This is a genomic window from Mesorhizobium sp. WSM4850, from assembly GCF_055811735.1.
In genome coordinates this window covers 63,891-77,996 of sequence record NZ_JBVVPV010000015.1, presented here as the reverse complement: position 1 = coordinate 77,996, position 14,106 = coordinate 63,891, and the positions used below count along the sequence as shown (strand labels likewise).

The window sequence follows — 14,106 nt, the reverse complement described above, 5'->3', positions numbered from 1 at the left end:
TGGCTCATGGCTGGCTTGAAGCGGCGATCGCGGGATAGTCGGTATAGCCGGCGGAGCCGCCGCCATAGAGCGTCGCCTGATCGAACACGGCCAGCGGCGCGCGCGTCTGCAGCCGTTCCACAAGGTCGGGATTGGCGATGAACGGGCGCCCGAAGGCGAACAGATCCGCCTTGCCCTCGGCGAGCCGCGACCCCGCGAGCTCAAGGTCATAGCCGTTATTGGCGATATAGGTGTTGTTGAAGCGCCGGCGGAGTGATCCGAAGTCGAACGGCGCGACATCGCGCGATCCGCCCGTGGCGCCCTCGACGACATGGATGTAGACGATGCCCAAAGCATCGAGTTGATCGACGATATAGTCAAACTGCGCCTGGGGAGCGCTGCTCGAGACGCCGTTGGCGGGCGAGATGGGCGAAATCCGGATGCCGGTGCGCTCAGCGCCGATCTCCTCGACCACCGCAGTCGCAACCTCCAGCATCAGCCGGGCGCGGTTCTCGACCGATCCGCCATAAGCATCCGTGCGGAGGTTCGCGCCGTCCTTGGCGAATTGGTCCAGCAGATAGCCGTTGGCGCCGTGAATCTCGACGCCATCGAAGCCGGCCTCGATGGCGTTCGCAGCTGCTTTGCGGAAATCCTCCACGATGCCCGGCAATTCATCCAGTTCGAGTGCGCGGGGCTCCGAAACGTCGACAAAGCCGTTGCCGACGAAGGTCTTGGTCGCGGCCCGGATCGCCGAGGGCGCGACGGGGGCGGCGCCGTTCTCCTGCAGATCGACGTGCGAGACGCGACCGACATGCCAGAGCTGCAGGAAAATCCGCCCGCCCTTGGCGTGCACGGCGTCGGTGACCTTGCGCCAGCCGCCGATCTGCGCCTGGGTGTAGATGCCGGGCGTGTCCTGGTAGCCCTGTCCCTGCTGCGAGATCTGCGTGGCCTCGGAAATCAGCAGGCCGGCCGACGCGCGCTGGCCGTAGTACTGCGCGGCGAGATCGCCTGGAACGAAGCCCGGGCCAGCGCGATTGCGCGTCAGCGGCGCCATGACGATACGATTGGAGAGGGTCAGCGAGCCGAGAGTATAGGGCTCAAACAGCGTTGTGCTTGTCATAGGTCACCTTTGTTTGTCCCCGCCGCGGCGGGTCGTCTATCGAAACGGGATCGTTGGTGCTCAGGCGACCGTGCGGTACCGCTCGGCGGGATGTTCGTTCCGATAGTTCGGAAGCATGGCCTGGCGTGCGGCCTGAAGCGCGTCCCACTGCCCGGCATCAGGTAGCGGCGGGATGGTCACCAGCTCGCGGCGGTCGAAGCCGACCAGCGCCGCATCCACCAGATCGTCGACCTCCATCACGTTGGAAAGCGTGTTGACGTCGGCGCCGACATGTCCCCAGATCTCCGTTCGCGTCGTGGCGGGAAGCACGGCCTGGACGTAGACACCCTTCGGCGCGAGCTCGAGGCTGAGTCCCTGCGACAAAAACAGCACGAAGGCTTTTGTTGCGCCGTAGACCGTCATGCCGAACTCCGGCGCCAGGCCGACCACGGAGCCGATGTTGACGATCGCACCTTCGCCGGCCGCCGCAAGACGCGGGGCAATGGCGCTGGCAAGCCGCAGAAGCGCGGTCGTATTGAGCGCAACCAGCCGCGCTACGTCATCGGTGCTCTGCTCGATAAAACTTCCGCCGATGGCCGTTCCGGCATTGTTGAGGAGAATTCCGATGCTGGCGTCCTCGCGCAGCCTCGTCTCCACCGCTGCAAGCTCGGCAGGCTGCGTAAGATCCGCCTGGATGATATCGATCGCCACGCCGTTTTCCTGACTTAGACGGGCCGCCAAGGCCTCCATTCGTGCGTTGTCACGGGCAACCAGCACGAGGTCGTGCCCGCGGCGCGCAAAGCGCTCGGCATAGGCGGCTCCGATGCCGGTGGAGGCGCCGGTTATGAGGACTGACGGAATGGTCATGGCATTGCTCTTTTCGCTGATGGACTCTATATTCATGACGATCATCATGAATGCAGGTAAATATGATACCCATCATGTAAATGTCAACGGCGCCGGCGGAGGATTTTGAAATGAAGGTCAGTCGGGAACAGATGGCGGAGAACCGCCGCCGAATTCTGGATGTTGCCAGCCGGCTGTTTCGCGACAAGGGGTTCGACGCGGTCAGCGTGGCGGAGGTGATGAAAGCCGCTGGGCTCACCCATGGCGGCTTCTATGGCCATTTCAGCTCGAAGGACGACCTGATCGCCCAAACCCTTGCCCATGTCATCGCCGCAGACTCAAGCGGAGGGGGCGACCTTCGCGCCTATGCAGATGCCTATCTTTCGCCCCGGCATCGCGACAATGCCGCCGGTGGTTGCCCGACAGCGGGCCTTGTTGCGGACATCCGCCATCAGACCCCGGCTGCACGCTCGGCCATGACCGAAGGCCTTCGCTCGCAGATCGACCGTATCGGCAAGACGCTGCCGGAGTTGGATCCGGCAGACAGACGCCGCACAGCGATCGGATGCTGGGCAGCGATGGTGGGGGCAGTGATCCTCGCCCGGGCTATCGACGATCCCGCGCTTTCGGATGAAGTTCTGGAACAGACGCGTGCCTGGATCGATACCGGGATCAGCCAGGTGTCTGCCAGATAGCCGCCAGGAGCGCCCTTGAGCAATGCGGCTACCGGGGTGGTTGGGCGGCAAGCTTGGAGAATATCGCGCCGCAGCGCGCATCAGCGGGGTTCGCGGACGGCTAAGGCGGCAGCGAACGAGATTTCTGAACGCCTGCCCGGCAAAAGCCACTATTGCCGCTATGTCAGGCAGGCATGACGCTCACCGACACCGCCAATCAACCATCCCTAGAACCCCGCTCTGACGAAATGCGCCCGACGCCAAACAGGCGAATGCTGCTTAGAGCTGCCGGCCTTGCCGCACTGGCCGGGCTTGCCGCTTGCGCCACTGTGCTGCCCACCGGCGAAGGCGCCGGGGTCTCCGCCTCCGCCGTCGGCACGCTGGCGGGCATCCGCGCCTCAGCCGGCCTCGAACCGCTTGTTCCCGACCGTCAGCTCGAACAGGCAGCCCTGCAGCAGTCCGGCTATATGGCGCGCGGCGGCCGCATGACCCACTCGACCGGCTGGGGCAAGGGATTTGCTTTGCGCGTCAAGGGCAACGGCATTGCCGGTGCTGCCGCCGAAAACATCGCCGAGGGCCGTTTCGATCAGCAGAAGCTGTTCGACATCTGGATGCATTCGGCCGGCCACCGCCGCAACATGCTCGACCCGCGCTTCACCCGCTTCGGCCTGGCCTATGTGCGGGACGGCCGCGACAGCTCGCGGCGTTACTGGAGCCTTGTCCTGGGCAAATAGCAACGCGGGCACAGGGCAATCCGCGCTGGCGGCAATGCCGCCTTGGCTGAGGAGATCATGGTCGACCCGTCAATCCATGGGTTCGCCACTGAGCATTTTCTCGATGTCAGGGGCCGAAACCGGCTCGCTGAAATGATAGCCCTGCATTTCATCGCAGTTGTTCTTGCGCAAGAAGGCCACCTGATCGTCCGTCTCGACGCCCTCGGCAATGACCCTCAGATTCAAATTTTGACCCAATGATATTACGGCGCTGGCGACAGCCTGGTCGTTTTCGTCAGCAGCGATATCGTTGATGAACGACTTGTCGATTTTCAGCCGCGCCACTGGAAAGGTCTTGAGCGCACTGAGGCTGGAGTAGCCTGTTCCGAAATCGTCGATCGAGATCTGAACGCCCAGGTTTTGCAGCTGGTTCATCGTTGCGATCGCCAGGTCGATATCCTGCATGATCAGGCTTTCGGTCACCTCCAGCTCGAGATATCTGGCCTCCAGACCGCTGACTTTCAGGGCATCGGCGACGCGGCCGATCAGGTTCTTTTCCCTGAATTGCCGCGTCGACACATTCACGCAGACGGTCATCGGCGGCAGGCCGGCATCCTGCCATGCCTTGTTCTGCCGACAGGCCTCGTGCAGGACCCAATCGCCGATCGGCACGATCAGACTTGTCTCCTCGGCCGTCGGAATGAAGGCGTTCGGTGCCATCATGCCCCGCGTCGGATGATTCCAGCGAAGCAACGCTTCGACGGCAAAGACGAGGCCCGACCGAAGGTCGACCTGCGGCTGATAAAACAGCGTGAATTCCGAACGGGCCAGGGCGTTACGCAAGTCCTCCTGAAGCACGAATTTCTCATGCGCTCTGGTGTTGAATTCGGGAGCGTAGAACTGGAAATTGTCGCGGCCGAATTCCTTGGCGCGATACATGGCCGCATCGGCATTGGCCAGCAGCGTGTCGGGGTTGGTCCCATCCTTGGGGTAGCTGGCGATGCCGATACTGGCCGTCGCCCTCAGCCGATGTGCTCCGAGCTGAACCGGCTCTGCAATCGCCGCCCGAATTGCTTGCAGGGTCTCGGAGATGAGATCGACATTCGTCGGTTGATCGAACAGAACGACGACGAATTCGTCGCCACCAAGCCGCACGACCGTATCGGTCGCCCTTACGCGCTCGACGATACGGCCGGCTACGGTCTTCAACAGCTCGTCCCCGGCATTGTGGCCAAGCGTGTCATTGACGAGTTTGAAATTGTCCAGATCGATGAACACCACCGTCACCCAGCGATCGTATCGCTGCGCGTAGAGGATCGCCTGCGAAAGCCGGTCCTCGAGCAGAGCGCGATTGGGCAGTCCGGTCAGCACATCATGGTTGGCCATGAAGTGGATCCGATCTTCGGCCAGCTTGCGCTCGATGGCGATCCCGGCAATACGCGTCGTGAAATCGATGAGCCGGGTCTCGGCCGCGGTCGGCTCGCGCACGGTCGTCGAGTACATGGCAAAGGCGCCCAGCACAGCGCCCTGGTGCGACAGGATCGGGGTCGACCAGCACGAACGGTAGCCATAGGCCGCCGCCAATTCGCAGTGATCGTGCCAAAGCGGGTCGTGCATGATGTCCGCGACAATGACTGGCTCGCGCCGGTAGGCAGCGGTTCCGCAGGATCCCATTTTGGGGCCGACGGCGATCCCGTCGATGGCGCTCGTATAGGCCTTTGCCAAGCTCGGCGCGGCGCCGTGCCGCAAGTGGCTGCCATCCTTGTCGAGCAACAGGACGGAACCGAATATCCCCGTCAACTGAGACTCGGCGAGGCGCATGAGGCAGTCGAGCACATCTTCGAGCGGGGCGCTCGTCGCGATCATTTCCAGTATCTGCGCCTGCCCGTCTCGAAGGGTGTCCGCTTGCTTGCGGGCGGTGATGTCGTGGGCGATGCCGACCAGACCGAAGATATCGTTTTGAACATTGCGCAACGGCACCTTCGTCGACGAAAACCATTTGCCGGCGCCTGACGCATCGACAACGAACTCTTCCTCATCGATCATCGGCTGTCCGCTGCGCAGCACGCCTTGCTCGATGGCGCGAAACTTCTGCGCAAGGTCGGGGGCATGAAGATCGGAATCGGTCAAACCGATCATGTCACTGGTTTTGGCCTTGCCGCTGTCGGAAGCAATGGCCCTGTTGGCGACGACGAAGCGGCTTTCGGTGTCCTTCACCCACAGGTAGTCGGGCACCCAGTCGATCAGCGTTTGCAGCGAGATGCGCTCGTCGACGATCAGGCGATTGGCGGTGAGTTCCGTTATGTCCTCATGCGTGGCCACCCATCCGCCGTCAGGCATCGGCTGATGGCAGATCTGAATTGTCCGGCCGTCGGTGAGATTGGCGGTCCAGTTTCTCAGGGTCGTGCCCGAATTGACCGCTCGGGCGAATGCGAGATAAGCGTCGCTGGCCATCGCGGATGTCCCGGCAGCGATGCGGCGTTCGACGATTTCGCCCAGCGTCCGGCCGGGGCGCAAGTGTTCGGGCGCGATGCGGTAAATTTCCGCATAGCGGCGGTTGCACAGGATCAGCCGTTCAGCGGCGTCGAAAAAGCAGATGCCTTGCGAGATGTTGTCGATCGCCGTCTCGAATCGCAGCGCCTGTTGCTCGAGTGTTGCGATCGTAGCCCTGAGTTCGCGCTCGAGCGTCTCGTACGAGGAGCCCGCCAGTTTCGCCAGCGTGGCAAGCTCGGTCGATTCGGGCGCCTGGGCGGCTTGCCTCGATGATTTCGTGACCAAACACAGTTCCTCCGGTTCGGCGCCTGGCGCAAAGCAAGGAAAGCTCGCTGCAAGCTAAGCGACCGCATAGTGGTCCAGATATACTAATGGCATGTGAACCGGGTCGATGCCGGGGCATGGCGCAGTTCTTGCCTTCTCCCCTTGTGGGAGAAGGTGGATCGGCGCGCAGCGCCGAGACGGTTGAGGGTGCTGGCCGGAGCGCTGTCGGTTCCAAGCTGGAGCACCCCTCATCCGGCCGCTTCGCGGCCACCTTCTCCCACAAGGGGGCCCACAAGGGGAGAAGGTGGAGCCAATCTCGTGCAGGCCCATCGCACATGATGGCCGATCCTGCCGGTGAAAATCTCGACGGGCGGTTCGGCGCGCTGCGCCGGTCCCAGAGGTCAGTCCAAAGACTCGGCATTGTGCCAGAAGCCGGCAAGTGTGCATGGCAGCCCATCATGAACGATTGCGAATGAGCATGGTGACCACGAAGAAAGCGCCGACCGAACTGGTGATGATGCCGATCGGCAGTTCCTGCGGCGGCAGCAGCGTGCGCGCCAGAAGGTCACTTGCTAGCAGCAGCACCGCTCCGAAGAGGGCGCAGCTTGCAATCAGGCGCAGATGCAACGGGCCGGCCAGGGGCCGGGACAGATGCGGGATCATCAGCCCGACGAAACCGATGACACCTACGACCGAGACCAGGATCGCCGTCGAGAAGGCAGCGACGAGAAACGCCGTCCTGCGCATCCGCACAACCGGCACGCCGAGGCTTTCGGCAGCATTCTCGCCGGCCAGGAAGGCGTCGAGCTTGCGATGGTTCCACAGGCCATAAGCAAGAATGGTGCACGCGCCAAGAGCAGCCAGCCCGACATTGTCCCATCGCGCTAGGCCGAGCCCGCCCATGGTCCAGAACAAAACCGAGTGAGCGGCGCGCTGGTCTCCGGCGAAGACGAGATAGTTGGTCAGGGCGATGAACATGAACGAGACGGCAAGCCCGGCCAGTATCAGCCGTTCGGGGCCTTGCCCCCTCACCCGCGAAACCAGCAAAAGCACGATGCCGGCGGCCAAAATGCCGCCGGTGAAGGCGGCAACCGGCAACGTCCAGATGCCGAAACGGTCGCCAAAAATGGTGATGACGGAAACAGCGCCGGCCGCGGCACCGGAGGACAGCCCGAACAGGAATGGATCGGCGAGATCGTTTCGGGTTACCGTCTGCAGCAGCGCGCCGATGACGCCCAGCCCTGCGCCGACACAGATCGCCATGATGGTGCGCGGCAGCCTGAGATCGACGACAATCTTGGCAACCGGGATCTTGGCGACCGGGATATTGCCGACTGAGCCGGGCACGAGGTCTCCGTCCAGCCCGGCCGCATGTCCGAGCGCAGCAATCACGTCGCTCAACCCTATGACTGTCGATCCATAGGCGATCGACAGCAGAGCAAGAGCGGCGATTGCTGCCGCTCCTGCTGCCATGGCCAATTCGAACGCCCTGTGGCGCAAGCTCAGAAGGCTTCCGGGTGCATCGCGCTGGCGATCTTGCCGATCGCCTCGATGTTAGCAGGTCCGGGCGTCAGCTCGGCATAGCGCAGCGCGACGAAGCGCTCGCTCCTGACCGCATCGGTCTCCTTCATTGCCGGATGGACTTTGAGGAAGTCGAGCAGTTTCCTGTAACCGCCGCCGTCCTGGTAGTCGAGCAGGATCAGGAACTGCGGATTGCGGGAAGCGACCGTTTCCCAGTCCGTGTTGCCCCAGTTCGTCTGCATGTCGGCCATGATGTTGTCGCCGCCGGCAGCGGCGATCATGGCGCTGGGGATCGCGAACTTGCCTGATGTGAAGGGTTTGTCTTCGCCGGAGTCGTAGAGAAACACCCGCGTCCGCTCGCGGTCGCCGGCCTTTGCCGTGATATCGGCGAGTTGCGCTTTCCAGCCTGAAACGAGTTTTTCCGCCTTGGCTTGCTTGCCGAAAATCCTGCCCAGCTTTTCGATGTCGCCGTAGAGCAGGTCCATCGAGGCGGCGGGGCGGTTGTTGTCGAGATGGACGCAGCTTTCCGTCAGCACCAGCGTCTTGACGCCGTGCGGCGCCAGCGTATCTGGCGTTACCTCGCCGCCCGGCTTCATACCGTAATACCAGCCGGCGAAGAAGAAATCGGGCTCGACCGCGACCAGGTTTTCGAGCGCCGGGTATTTCGGCGCAAGTTCAGGGATCGCGCCCTGCTTGGCCTTGAATTCCGGACCGACCTTGTACCATCCGGTGATGCCGGTCAGGCCGACGATCGACGGTTGCAGCCCCAGCGCGAAGGCCATCTCGGCCATGTTCATATCCTGGATGACGGCACGCTTCGGCGCGGCGTCGAACGTCAGCGGCGTACCGCAGCTGTCGACTGTTACCGGGAAAGCGAAGGCGGTCTGGGCAAGCAGCAGAGAGGCAAAAGACAGTGCGAGGCGTTTCACGGATGTTGCTCCTTGGTTAGATCAGAAGAGGCACGGTTCGGGACTTCGAACACCGTGAGTTCGCGGTCTTCGGTCGGATGGCGCAGCCGAAGCACGTCGACGCCGAAAATCTCGCGGATCAACTGCTTGGTCAGCGCCTCGCGCGGACCGGCGAGTGCCTGCAGCCGGGCCTCGTTCATCACCGCGACCCTGGTGGCAAATGGCGTGACCAGCGACAGATCATGCAGCACCGCCACGACGGTCATGCCAAGCTGCGATACGAGTTCGAGAAGTTCGCTGCGGGCGCGCGGATCGAGATGATTGGTCGGTTCATCGAGGAACAGGATTTTCGGCTCCTGGGCGATGGCGCGCGCCAACTGGGCGCGTTGCCGCTCACCACCCGACAGCGAGCCGATCGTGCGGCCGAGCAGCGGCAGCAGGCCAGTTCTGCGAAGCGCTTCGACGACGACGTCGCGTTGCTCGCTCCTGCGTCGCCAGCCGGCATGCGGGACCCGCCCAAGTCCGACGTAGTCGATCACGGCAAGCCGCGGATCGGGCTGATCGGTCTGGCCGACGACCGCCATGTGCAGCGCCCGCTCGGCGGCCGGAAATGTCTCCAGCCGGCGTCCGGAAAATCTCACACCTCCCGCGCTCGGACGCAGCGTGCCGCATAGCATGCGCAGCAGCGTCGTCTTGCCGGCGCCGTTGGGACCGATGATGGCGAGGCGGTCTCCCGCCGCGACGGAAAGGCTGACCGCACTGACCAGGCGCTGGCCATTCGCCGTGGCGCTCAGTTCACGCGCTTCAAGAAGAGGCTGGCAGGCATCCAACTTACCGTCACTTTCTCAAATGGCGACGGAAGGAAGCTGGACCGGCCGACAAGACCGATGTCCACGTCTCCTCCCGGCACACCCCGTCCGGTCAACTCGTGCGATGGCAGGTCTCCTGGCTCGCGGGTCCTTGCGCCATCCTGCCTTCCCAGCCTTGGCCAGTGGCATTTCGGATTTTGCTCGCCGCTTACAGTTGCGGGGGCAGCCACGGCCTCGATCCGAAGATCTCACCGTGTTCCCTTTTCACCCCTCGCCTTTCGGCTTGGGGACCATCAGTCAGCCACCCTAGTTTTCCGCCAATCCCAGCGCAATAAATTTCCGGGTTCCGGAGTGCCCCGCGAGCAATGGTCTTGTCAGAACGAGCATACCGAATCTCGTAATGTAATAACGTTACTACTTAAAAGACAACGCCTGCGCCTGTCAACCCCTTCGCCCAACGCTTTCGGCTTGCCGATCACCGTCGCATTGCGCGGTGCGCAATTTCGATCAAACTGCCTCCACCAGTAAGCGATACCATGACCTGGCCAATGCGCAGTCCCACAGCGAGGAGCCATATGAACCCGACCGAGAAAGCGCTGTGGTTCGTCGAAAGCCATCTGCCGGAGGCCATCTCGCTCGACGATGTCGCCAACAGCAGCGGCGTGTCGCGCTTTCACGTGACGCGGGCTTTCGGTGCGGCGACCGGACGTTCGGTGATGGGCTACCTGCGTTCTCGCCGCCTGACCGAGGCGGCGCGCAGGCTCGCCGCCGGCGCACCGGACATCCTCTCGGTCGCGCTCGACGCCGGCTATGCCTCGCATGAGGCTTTCACCCGTGCCTTCCGCGACCAGTTCGGCACCACGCCGGAACTGGTGCGCGCGCAAGGCTCGCTCAAAAACCTCGATCTCGTGGAGCCGATCCTGATGGACCAGTCCTTCCTCACCAATCTCGAGCCGCCGCGTTTCGAAACCAGCCGGCCGTTCCTCATCGCCGGTCTCGGCGAGCGCTACAGCTGCGAAACCAGCGCCGGCATCCCGATGCAGTGGCAGCGGTTCGGCCCCTATATCGGCAACATTCCAGGCGAGGTCGGCGACGTCGCCTATGGCGTCTGCGTCAACGGCGACGATGCAGGCAATTTCGACTATATCGCCGGCGTCGAGGTGTCCGATTTTTCGGACCTGCCGAAGGAGTTTTCGCGCGTACGCGTGCCGATGCAGAAATACGCCGTGTTCGCCCATCGTGGCCACATCTCGACCATCCGCCGCACGGTCAACACGATCTGGAACAAATGGCTGCCGGCCTCCGGGCACAAGATTGCCGACGCGCCCGAATTCGAGCGCTACGGCCCCGAATTCGATCCGCGCAGCGGCAATGGCGGGCTGGAAGTCTGGATACCGGTCGGGTGAGGAAGGGCCAGTTTTCAACTTGTGTTGGAGACTAGTGTCGAGGCGCTCCGCCTTATCTTGCCTACTCCCCTTGTCCCACAAGGGGAGTAGGGAAAGACGCTACAACTCCAGGTTCCAGTTCTGGCCGACCAGATCCTTGCCGAAGGCGTGGTGGCGTTCCTGATTGGCCAGCTTGAACCCGGCCGCCTCGTAGATGCGGCGCGCTGAGGTGAGCACGTCGTTGGTCCACAGCGTCAATTTCTTGTAGCCCTTGGCACGGGCAAAGCGGATGCATTCCTCGACCAGCCGCCTGCCGATGCCGAGACCGCGCGCCGAGGGTTCGACGTAGAGCAGGCGCAGCTTCGCCACCGCGTCCGACTGGCGCACGACGAAGACCGAGCCGACGACTTCCCCTTCCCGCTCGGCGATCCAGCTGCGTTCCCATTTCGGATCGTAGGATTTGGCGAAAGCGCCGAGGATTTCGGCGACCAGCGCCTCATAAGTTTCGTCCCAGCCATATTCCTGCGCGTAGAGCAGGCCCTGGCGATGGATGATCCAGCCGATGTCGCCGACCTGCAAGGACCGCAGCATGTAAAGGACCTTGGGCTCTGCACTCTCGCCCAGTAGATGCTGCACCGTCTGCATCGCCTTGACCAGCCTGTCCTGTTCCGGTGCGGAAAGCCGCTCGAGCAGGGCCGCGACCTGATCGTGCGAACCCTGGTTCAGCGGCGCGAACGCCGCTCTTCCCGCCGGCGTCAGCGCAATCGACGAGCGCCGCGCATCGGCTCGCGTCGCCACGCGCTCGACCAGACCACGCTCCTCGAATTTTTTCAGCAACCGGCTGAGATAGCCGGGGTCGAGACCGAGATCGCGCGCAAGATCGGTGGCGGTCAGGCCATCGCGATGCGCCAGTTCATAGAGCACCCGAGCCTCGGTCAGCGAGAAGGCGCTTTTCAGCAGCCCTTCATCGAGCAGCCCGATCTGGCGGGTGTAGAAGCGGTTGAAGCCCCGCACCGCATCGATCCGCTCCCTGCCGGGTTGATGATGAATCGTCATGGCATCTCCTGCCAGCACAAGATCAACCATTTAGTTGACTTAGTCAAGTATCAGTTCGAAGCAGGCTGCGGCTGTCGATCAGCTCACTCAGCGCCTTGACTCTCGCCAGCCACCGGCTTATCTCACCGCCACGTTAGCACTCGCCATTGGTGAGTGCTAAGCGTAGGTCCGGCGCCGCCGGGCTTATAGGTTTGTCCGGCGCCGCCGGACGGAGGAACTATTCTCACCATTCTCACCGAGGAATAAAAAATGGCAAAGTCGAAGTTCCGCCCGCTTCATGACCGCGTGGTCGTACGCCGGGTTGAATCCGAATCCAAGACTGCCGGCGGGATCATCATCCCCGACACGGCGAAGGAAAAGCCGCAGGAAGGCGAGATCATCGCCGTTGGTTCCGGCGCCCGCGACGAAGCCGGCAAGCTCGTCCCGCTGGACGTCAAGGCCGGCGATCGCATCCTGTTCGGCAAGTGGTCGGGCACCGAAGTCAAGCTCAATGGCGAAGACCTTCTGATCATGAAGGAATCCGACATCATGGGCATCATCGGCTGAATATCGGCCTCACCATCACTTAAATCCCAGGGCTCAATTCAAGCCCCTGCCAGGAGCTAAAAATGGCTGCCAAAGACGTAAAATTTTCTCGCGATGCCCGTGAGCGCATGCTGCGCGGCGTCAACATCCTCGCCGACGCAGTGAAGGTCACGCTCGGCCCCAAGGGCCGCAACGTGGTCCTCGACAAGTCGTTCGGCGCACCGCGCATCACCAAGGACGGCGTCACCGTCGCCAAGGAAATCGAACTTTCCGACAAGTTCGAGAACATGGGCGCGCAGATGGTCCGCGAAGTTGCTTCGAAGACCAACGACATCGCCGGCGACGGCACCACGACCGCGACCGTTCTGGCGCAGTCGATCGTCCAGGAAGGCCACAAGGCGGTTGCCGCCGGCATGAACCCGATGGACCTGAAGCGCGGCATCGACCTCGCGGTCAGCGACGTCGTCTCGACGCTGATCAAGAACGCCAAGAAGATCAAGACCTCGGAAGAGGTTGCCCAGGTCGGCACCATCGCCGGCAATGGCGATGCTTCGGTCGGCTCGATGATCGCCGAAGCGATGCAGAAGGTCGGCAATGAGGGCGTCATCACGGTCGAGGAAGCCAAGACCGCCGAGACCGAACTCGAAGTCGTCGAAGGCATGCAGTTCGACCGCGGCTATCTCTCGCCCTACTTCGTCACCAACGCCGACAAGATGGTTGCGGATCTGGAAGACGCCTACATCCTTCTCCACGAGAAGAAGCTCTCCAACCTGCAGGCCATGCTGCCGATCCTCGAGGCTGTCGTGCAGACCTCGAAGCCGCTGGTCATCATCTCGGAAGACGTCGAAGGCGAGGCCCTGGCCACGCTGGTCGTCAACAAGCTGCGTGGCGGCCTGAAGATCGCCGCCGTCAAGGCGCCGGGCTTCGGTGATCGCCGCAAGGCCATGCTGGAAGACATCGCCATCCTCACCGGTGGCCAGGTCATTTCCGAAGACCTCGGCATCAAGCTCGAAAATGTCGGCCTCAACATGCTCGGCCGCGCCAAGAAGGTGTCGATCTCCAAGGAGAACACCACCATCGTCGACGGCGCCGGCAAGAAGGCCGAGATCCAGGGCCGCGTCGCCCAGATCAAGCAGCAGATCGAGGAGACCACCTCGGACTACGACAAGGAGAAGCTGCAGGAACGTCTCGCCAAGCTGGCGGGCGGCGTTGCCGTCATCCGCGTCGGCGGTGCGACCGAGATCGAAGTCAAGGAAAAGAAGGACCGCGTCGACGACGCCCTCAACGCGACCCGCGCGGCCGTCGAAGAGGGCATCGTTCCCGGCGGCGGCGTCGCACTGCTGCGCGCTTCGCTGAGCATCAAGGCTGTCGGCGCCAACTCCGACCAGACCGCTGGCATCGCCATCGTGCGTCGCGCGCTGCAGGCTCCGGCCCGCCAGATCGCGGCCAACGCCGGTGCGGAAGCATCGATCGTTGCCGGCAAGATTCTCGAGAACAAGGGCCCGACCTTCGGCTTCAACGCCCAGACCGGCGAATATGGCGACATGATCGCCATGGGTATCGTCGATCCGGTCAAGGTCGTGCGCACGGCTCTCCAGGACGCGGCCTCGGTCGCCGGCCTGCTGGTCACCACCGAAGCCATGATCGCGGAGGCTCCGAAGAAGGAGTCGGCTGGCGGCGGCATGCCAGGCGGCATGGGCGGCGGCGGCATGGGTGGCATGGGCGGTATGGGCGGTATGGGCGGTATGGATTTCTAAGGTCCACGCACTTCAACAATCTCGATGGGCGGCAGCGATGCCGCCCTTTTCTCTGACTCGGAGCCAAGCCGGATGCC

Annotated in this window: 12 protein-coding genes and 1 riboswitch; of the genes, 5 read left to right on the top strand and 7 right to left on the bottom strand. The window is 63.0% G+C overall.

Going from position 1 to position 14,106, the window contains the following annotated elements; genetic code table 11:
* Positions 1–4 precede the first annotated feature (4 nt).
* On the bottom strand, positions 5–1,099 hold the full coding sequence (locus tag AC0L2Z_RS16740; protein WP_128169753.1) for an alkene reductase: 1,095 nt from the start codon (positions 1,097–1,099) through the stop codon (positions 5–7).
* A gap of 60 nt (positions 1,100–1,159) precedes the next feature.
* Positions 1,160–1,945: an SDR family NAD(P)-dependent oxidoreductase gene (locus AC0L2Z_RS16735; protein ID WP_287378011.1), complete on the bottom strand. Its 786-nt coding sequence runs from the start codon at positions 1,943–1,945 to the stop codon at positions 1,160–1,162.
* Positions 1,946–2,055: 110 nt separating this feature from the next.
* On the opposite strand from AC0L2Z_RS16735, the gene AC0L2Z_RS16730 reads away from it, so the two are divergent.
* Together AC0L2Z_RS16730 and AC0L2Z_RS16725 are read left to right on the top strand one after the other, a co-directional pair.
* Positions 2,056–2,619: a TetR/AcrR family transcriptional regulator gene (locus AC0L2Z_RS16730; RefSeq protein ID WP_023802251.1), complete on the top strand. Its 564-nt coding sequence runs from the start codon at positions 2,056–2,058 to the stop codon at positions 2,617–2,619.
* Positions 2,620–2,846: 227 nt separating this feature from the next.
* The gene (locus AC0L2Z_RS16725; protein ID WP_128169800.1) at positions 2,847–3,332 is read left to right on the top strand and encodes a CAP domain-containing protein; all 486 of its coding nucleotides are present in this window, start codon (positions 2,847–2,849) and stop codon (positions 3,330–3,332) included.
* Between the two features lie 69 nt (positions 3,333–3,401).
* Here the strand turns inward: AC0L2Z_RS16725 and AC0L2Z_RS16720 are convergent, their stop codons facing one another.
* The 4 genes from AC0L2Z_RS16720 to AC0L2Z_RS16705 all read right to left on the bottom strand — a co-directional run bounded on the left by AC0L2Z_RS16720 (position 3,402) and on the right by AC0L2Z_RS16705 (position 9,327).
* Entirely contained in the window at positions 3,402–6,089 is a 2,688-nt protein-coding gene (locus tag AC0L2Z_RS16720; RefSeq protein WP_473628800.1) for an EAL domain-containing protein, read from the bottom strand.
* A 435-nt stretch (positions 6,090–6,524) separates the two neighbouring features.
* Positions 6,525–7,541 (bottom strand): FecCD family ABC transporter permease, encoded by a 1,017-nt coding sequence (locus AC0L2Z_RS16715; RefSeq protein WP_473628798.1) that lies wholly within the window; start codon positions 7,539–7,541, stop codon positions 6,525–6,527.
* Between the two features lie 29 nt (positions 7,542–7,570).
* Entirely contained in the window at positions 7,571–8,518 is a 948-nt protein-coding gene (locus tag AC0L2Z_RS16710) for an ABC transporter substrate-binding protein (protein WP_128169749.1), read from the bottom strand.
* Complete coding sequence (locus tag AC0L2Z_RS16705) at positions 8,515–9,327, bottom strand: ABC transporter ATP-binding protein (protein ID WP_128169748.1); 813 nt, start codon at positions 9,325–9,327, stop codon at positions 8,515–8,517. Before AC0L2Z_RS16705 ends, AC0L2Z_RS16710 begins: the two co-directional genes overlap by 4 nt.
* An 88-nt stretch (positions 9,328–9,415) precedes the next feature.
* Positions 9,416–9,616: riboswitch (cobalamin riboswitch) on the bottom strand.
* A gap of 265 nt (positions 9,617–9,881) precedes the next feature.
* On the opposite strand from AC0L2Z_RS16705, the gene AC0L2Z_RS16700 reads away from it, so the two are divergent.
* Positions 9,882–10,712 (top strand): AraC family transcriptional regulator, encoded by an 831-nt coding sequence (locus AC0L2Z_RS16700; protein WP_128169747.1) that lies wholly within the window; start codon positions 9,882–9,884, stop codon positions 10,710–10,712.
* Positions 10,713–10,811: 99 nt separating this feature from the next.
* On the opposite strand, the gene AC0L2Z_RS16695 is transcribed toward AC0L2Z_RS16700, so the two are convergent.
* The gene (locus tag AC0L2Z_RS16695; protein WP_473628797.1) at positions 10,812–11,747 is read right to left on the bottom strand and encodes a bifunctional helix-turn-helix transcriptional regulator/GNAT family N-acetyltransferase; all 936 of its coding nucleotides are present in this window, start codon (positions 11,745–11,747) and stop codon (positions 10,812–10,814) included.
* A gap of 249 nt (positions 11,748–11,996) precedes the next feature.
* On the opposite strand from AC0L2Z_RS16695, the gene groES reads away from it, so the two are divergent.
* On the top strand, positions 11,997–12,293 hold the full coding sequence (gene groES / locus AC0L2Z_RS16690; RefSeq protein WP_006203049.1) for a co-chaperone GroES: 297 nt from the start codon (positions 11,997–11,999) through the stop codon (positions 12,291–12,293).
* A gap of 62 nt (positions 12,294–12,355) precedes the next feature.
* Positions 12,356–14,029 (top strand): chaperonin GroEL, encoded by a 1,674-nt coding sequence (gene groL / locus AC0L2Z_RS16685; protein WP_473628796.1) that lies wholly within the window; start codon positions 12,356–12,358, stop codon positions 14,027–14,029.
* The last annotated feature ends 77 nt before the right edge of the window (positions 14,030–14,106 follow it).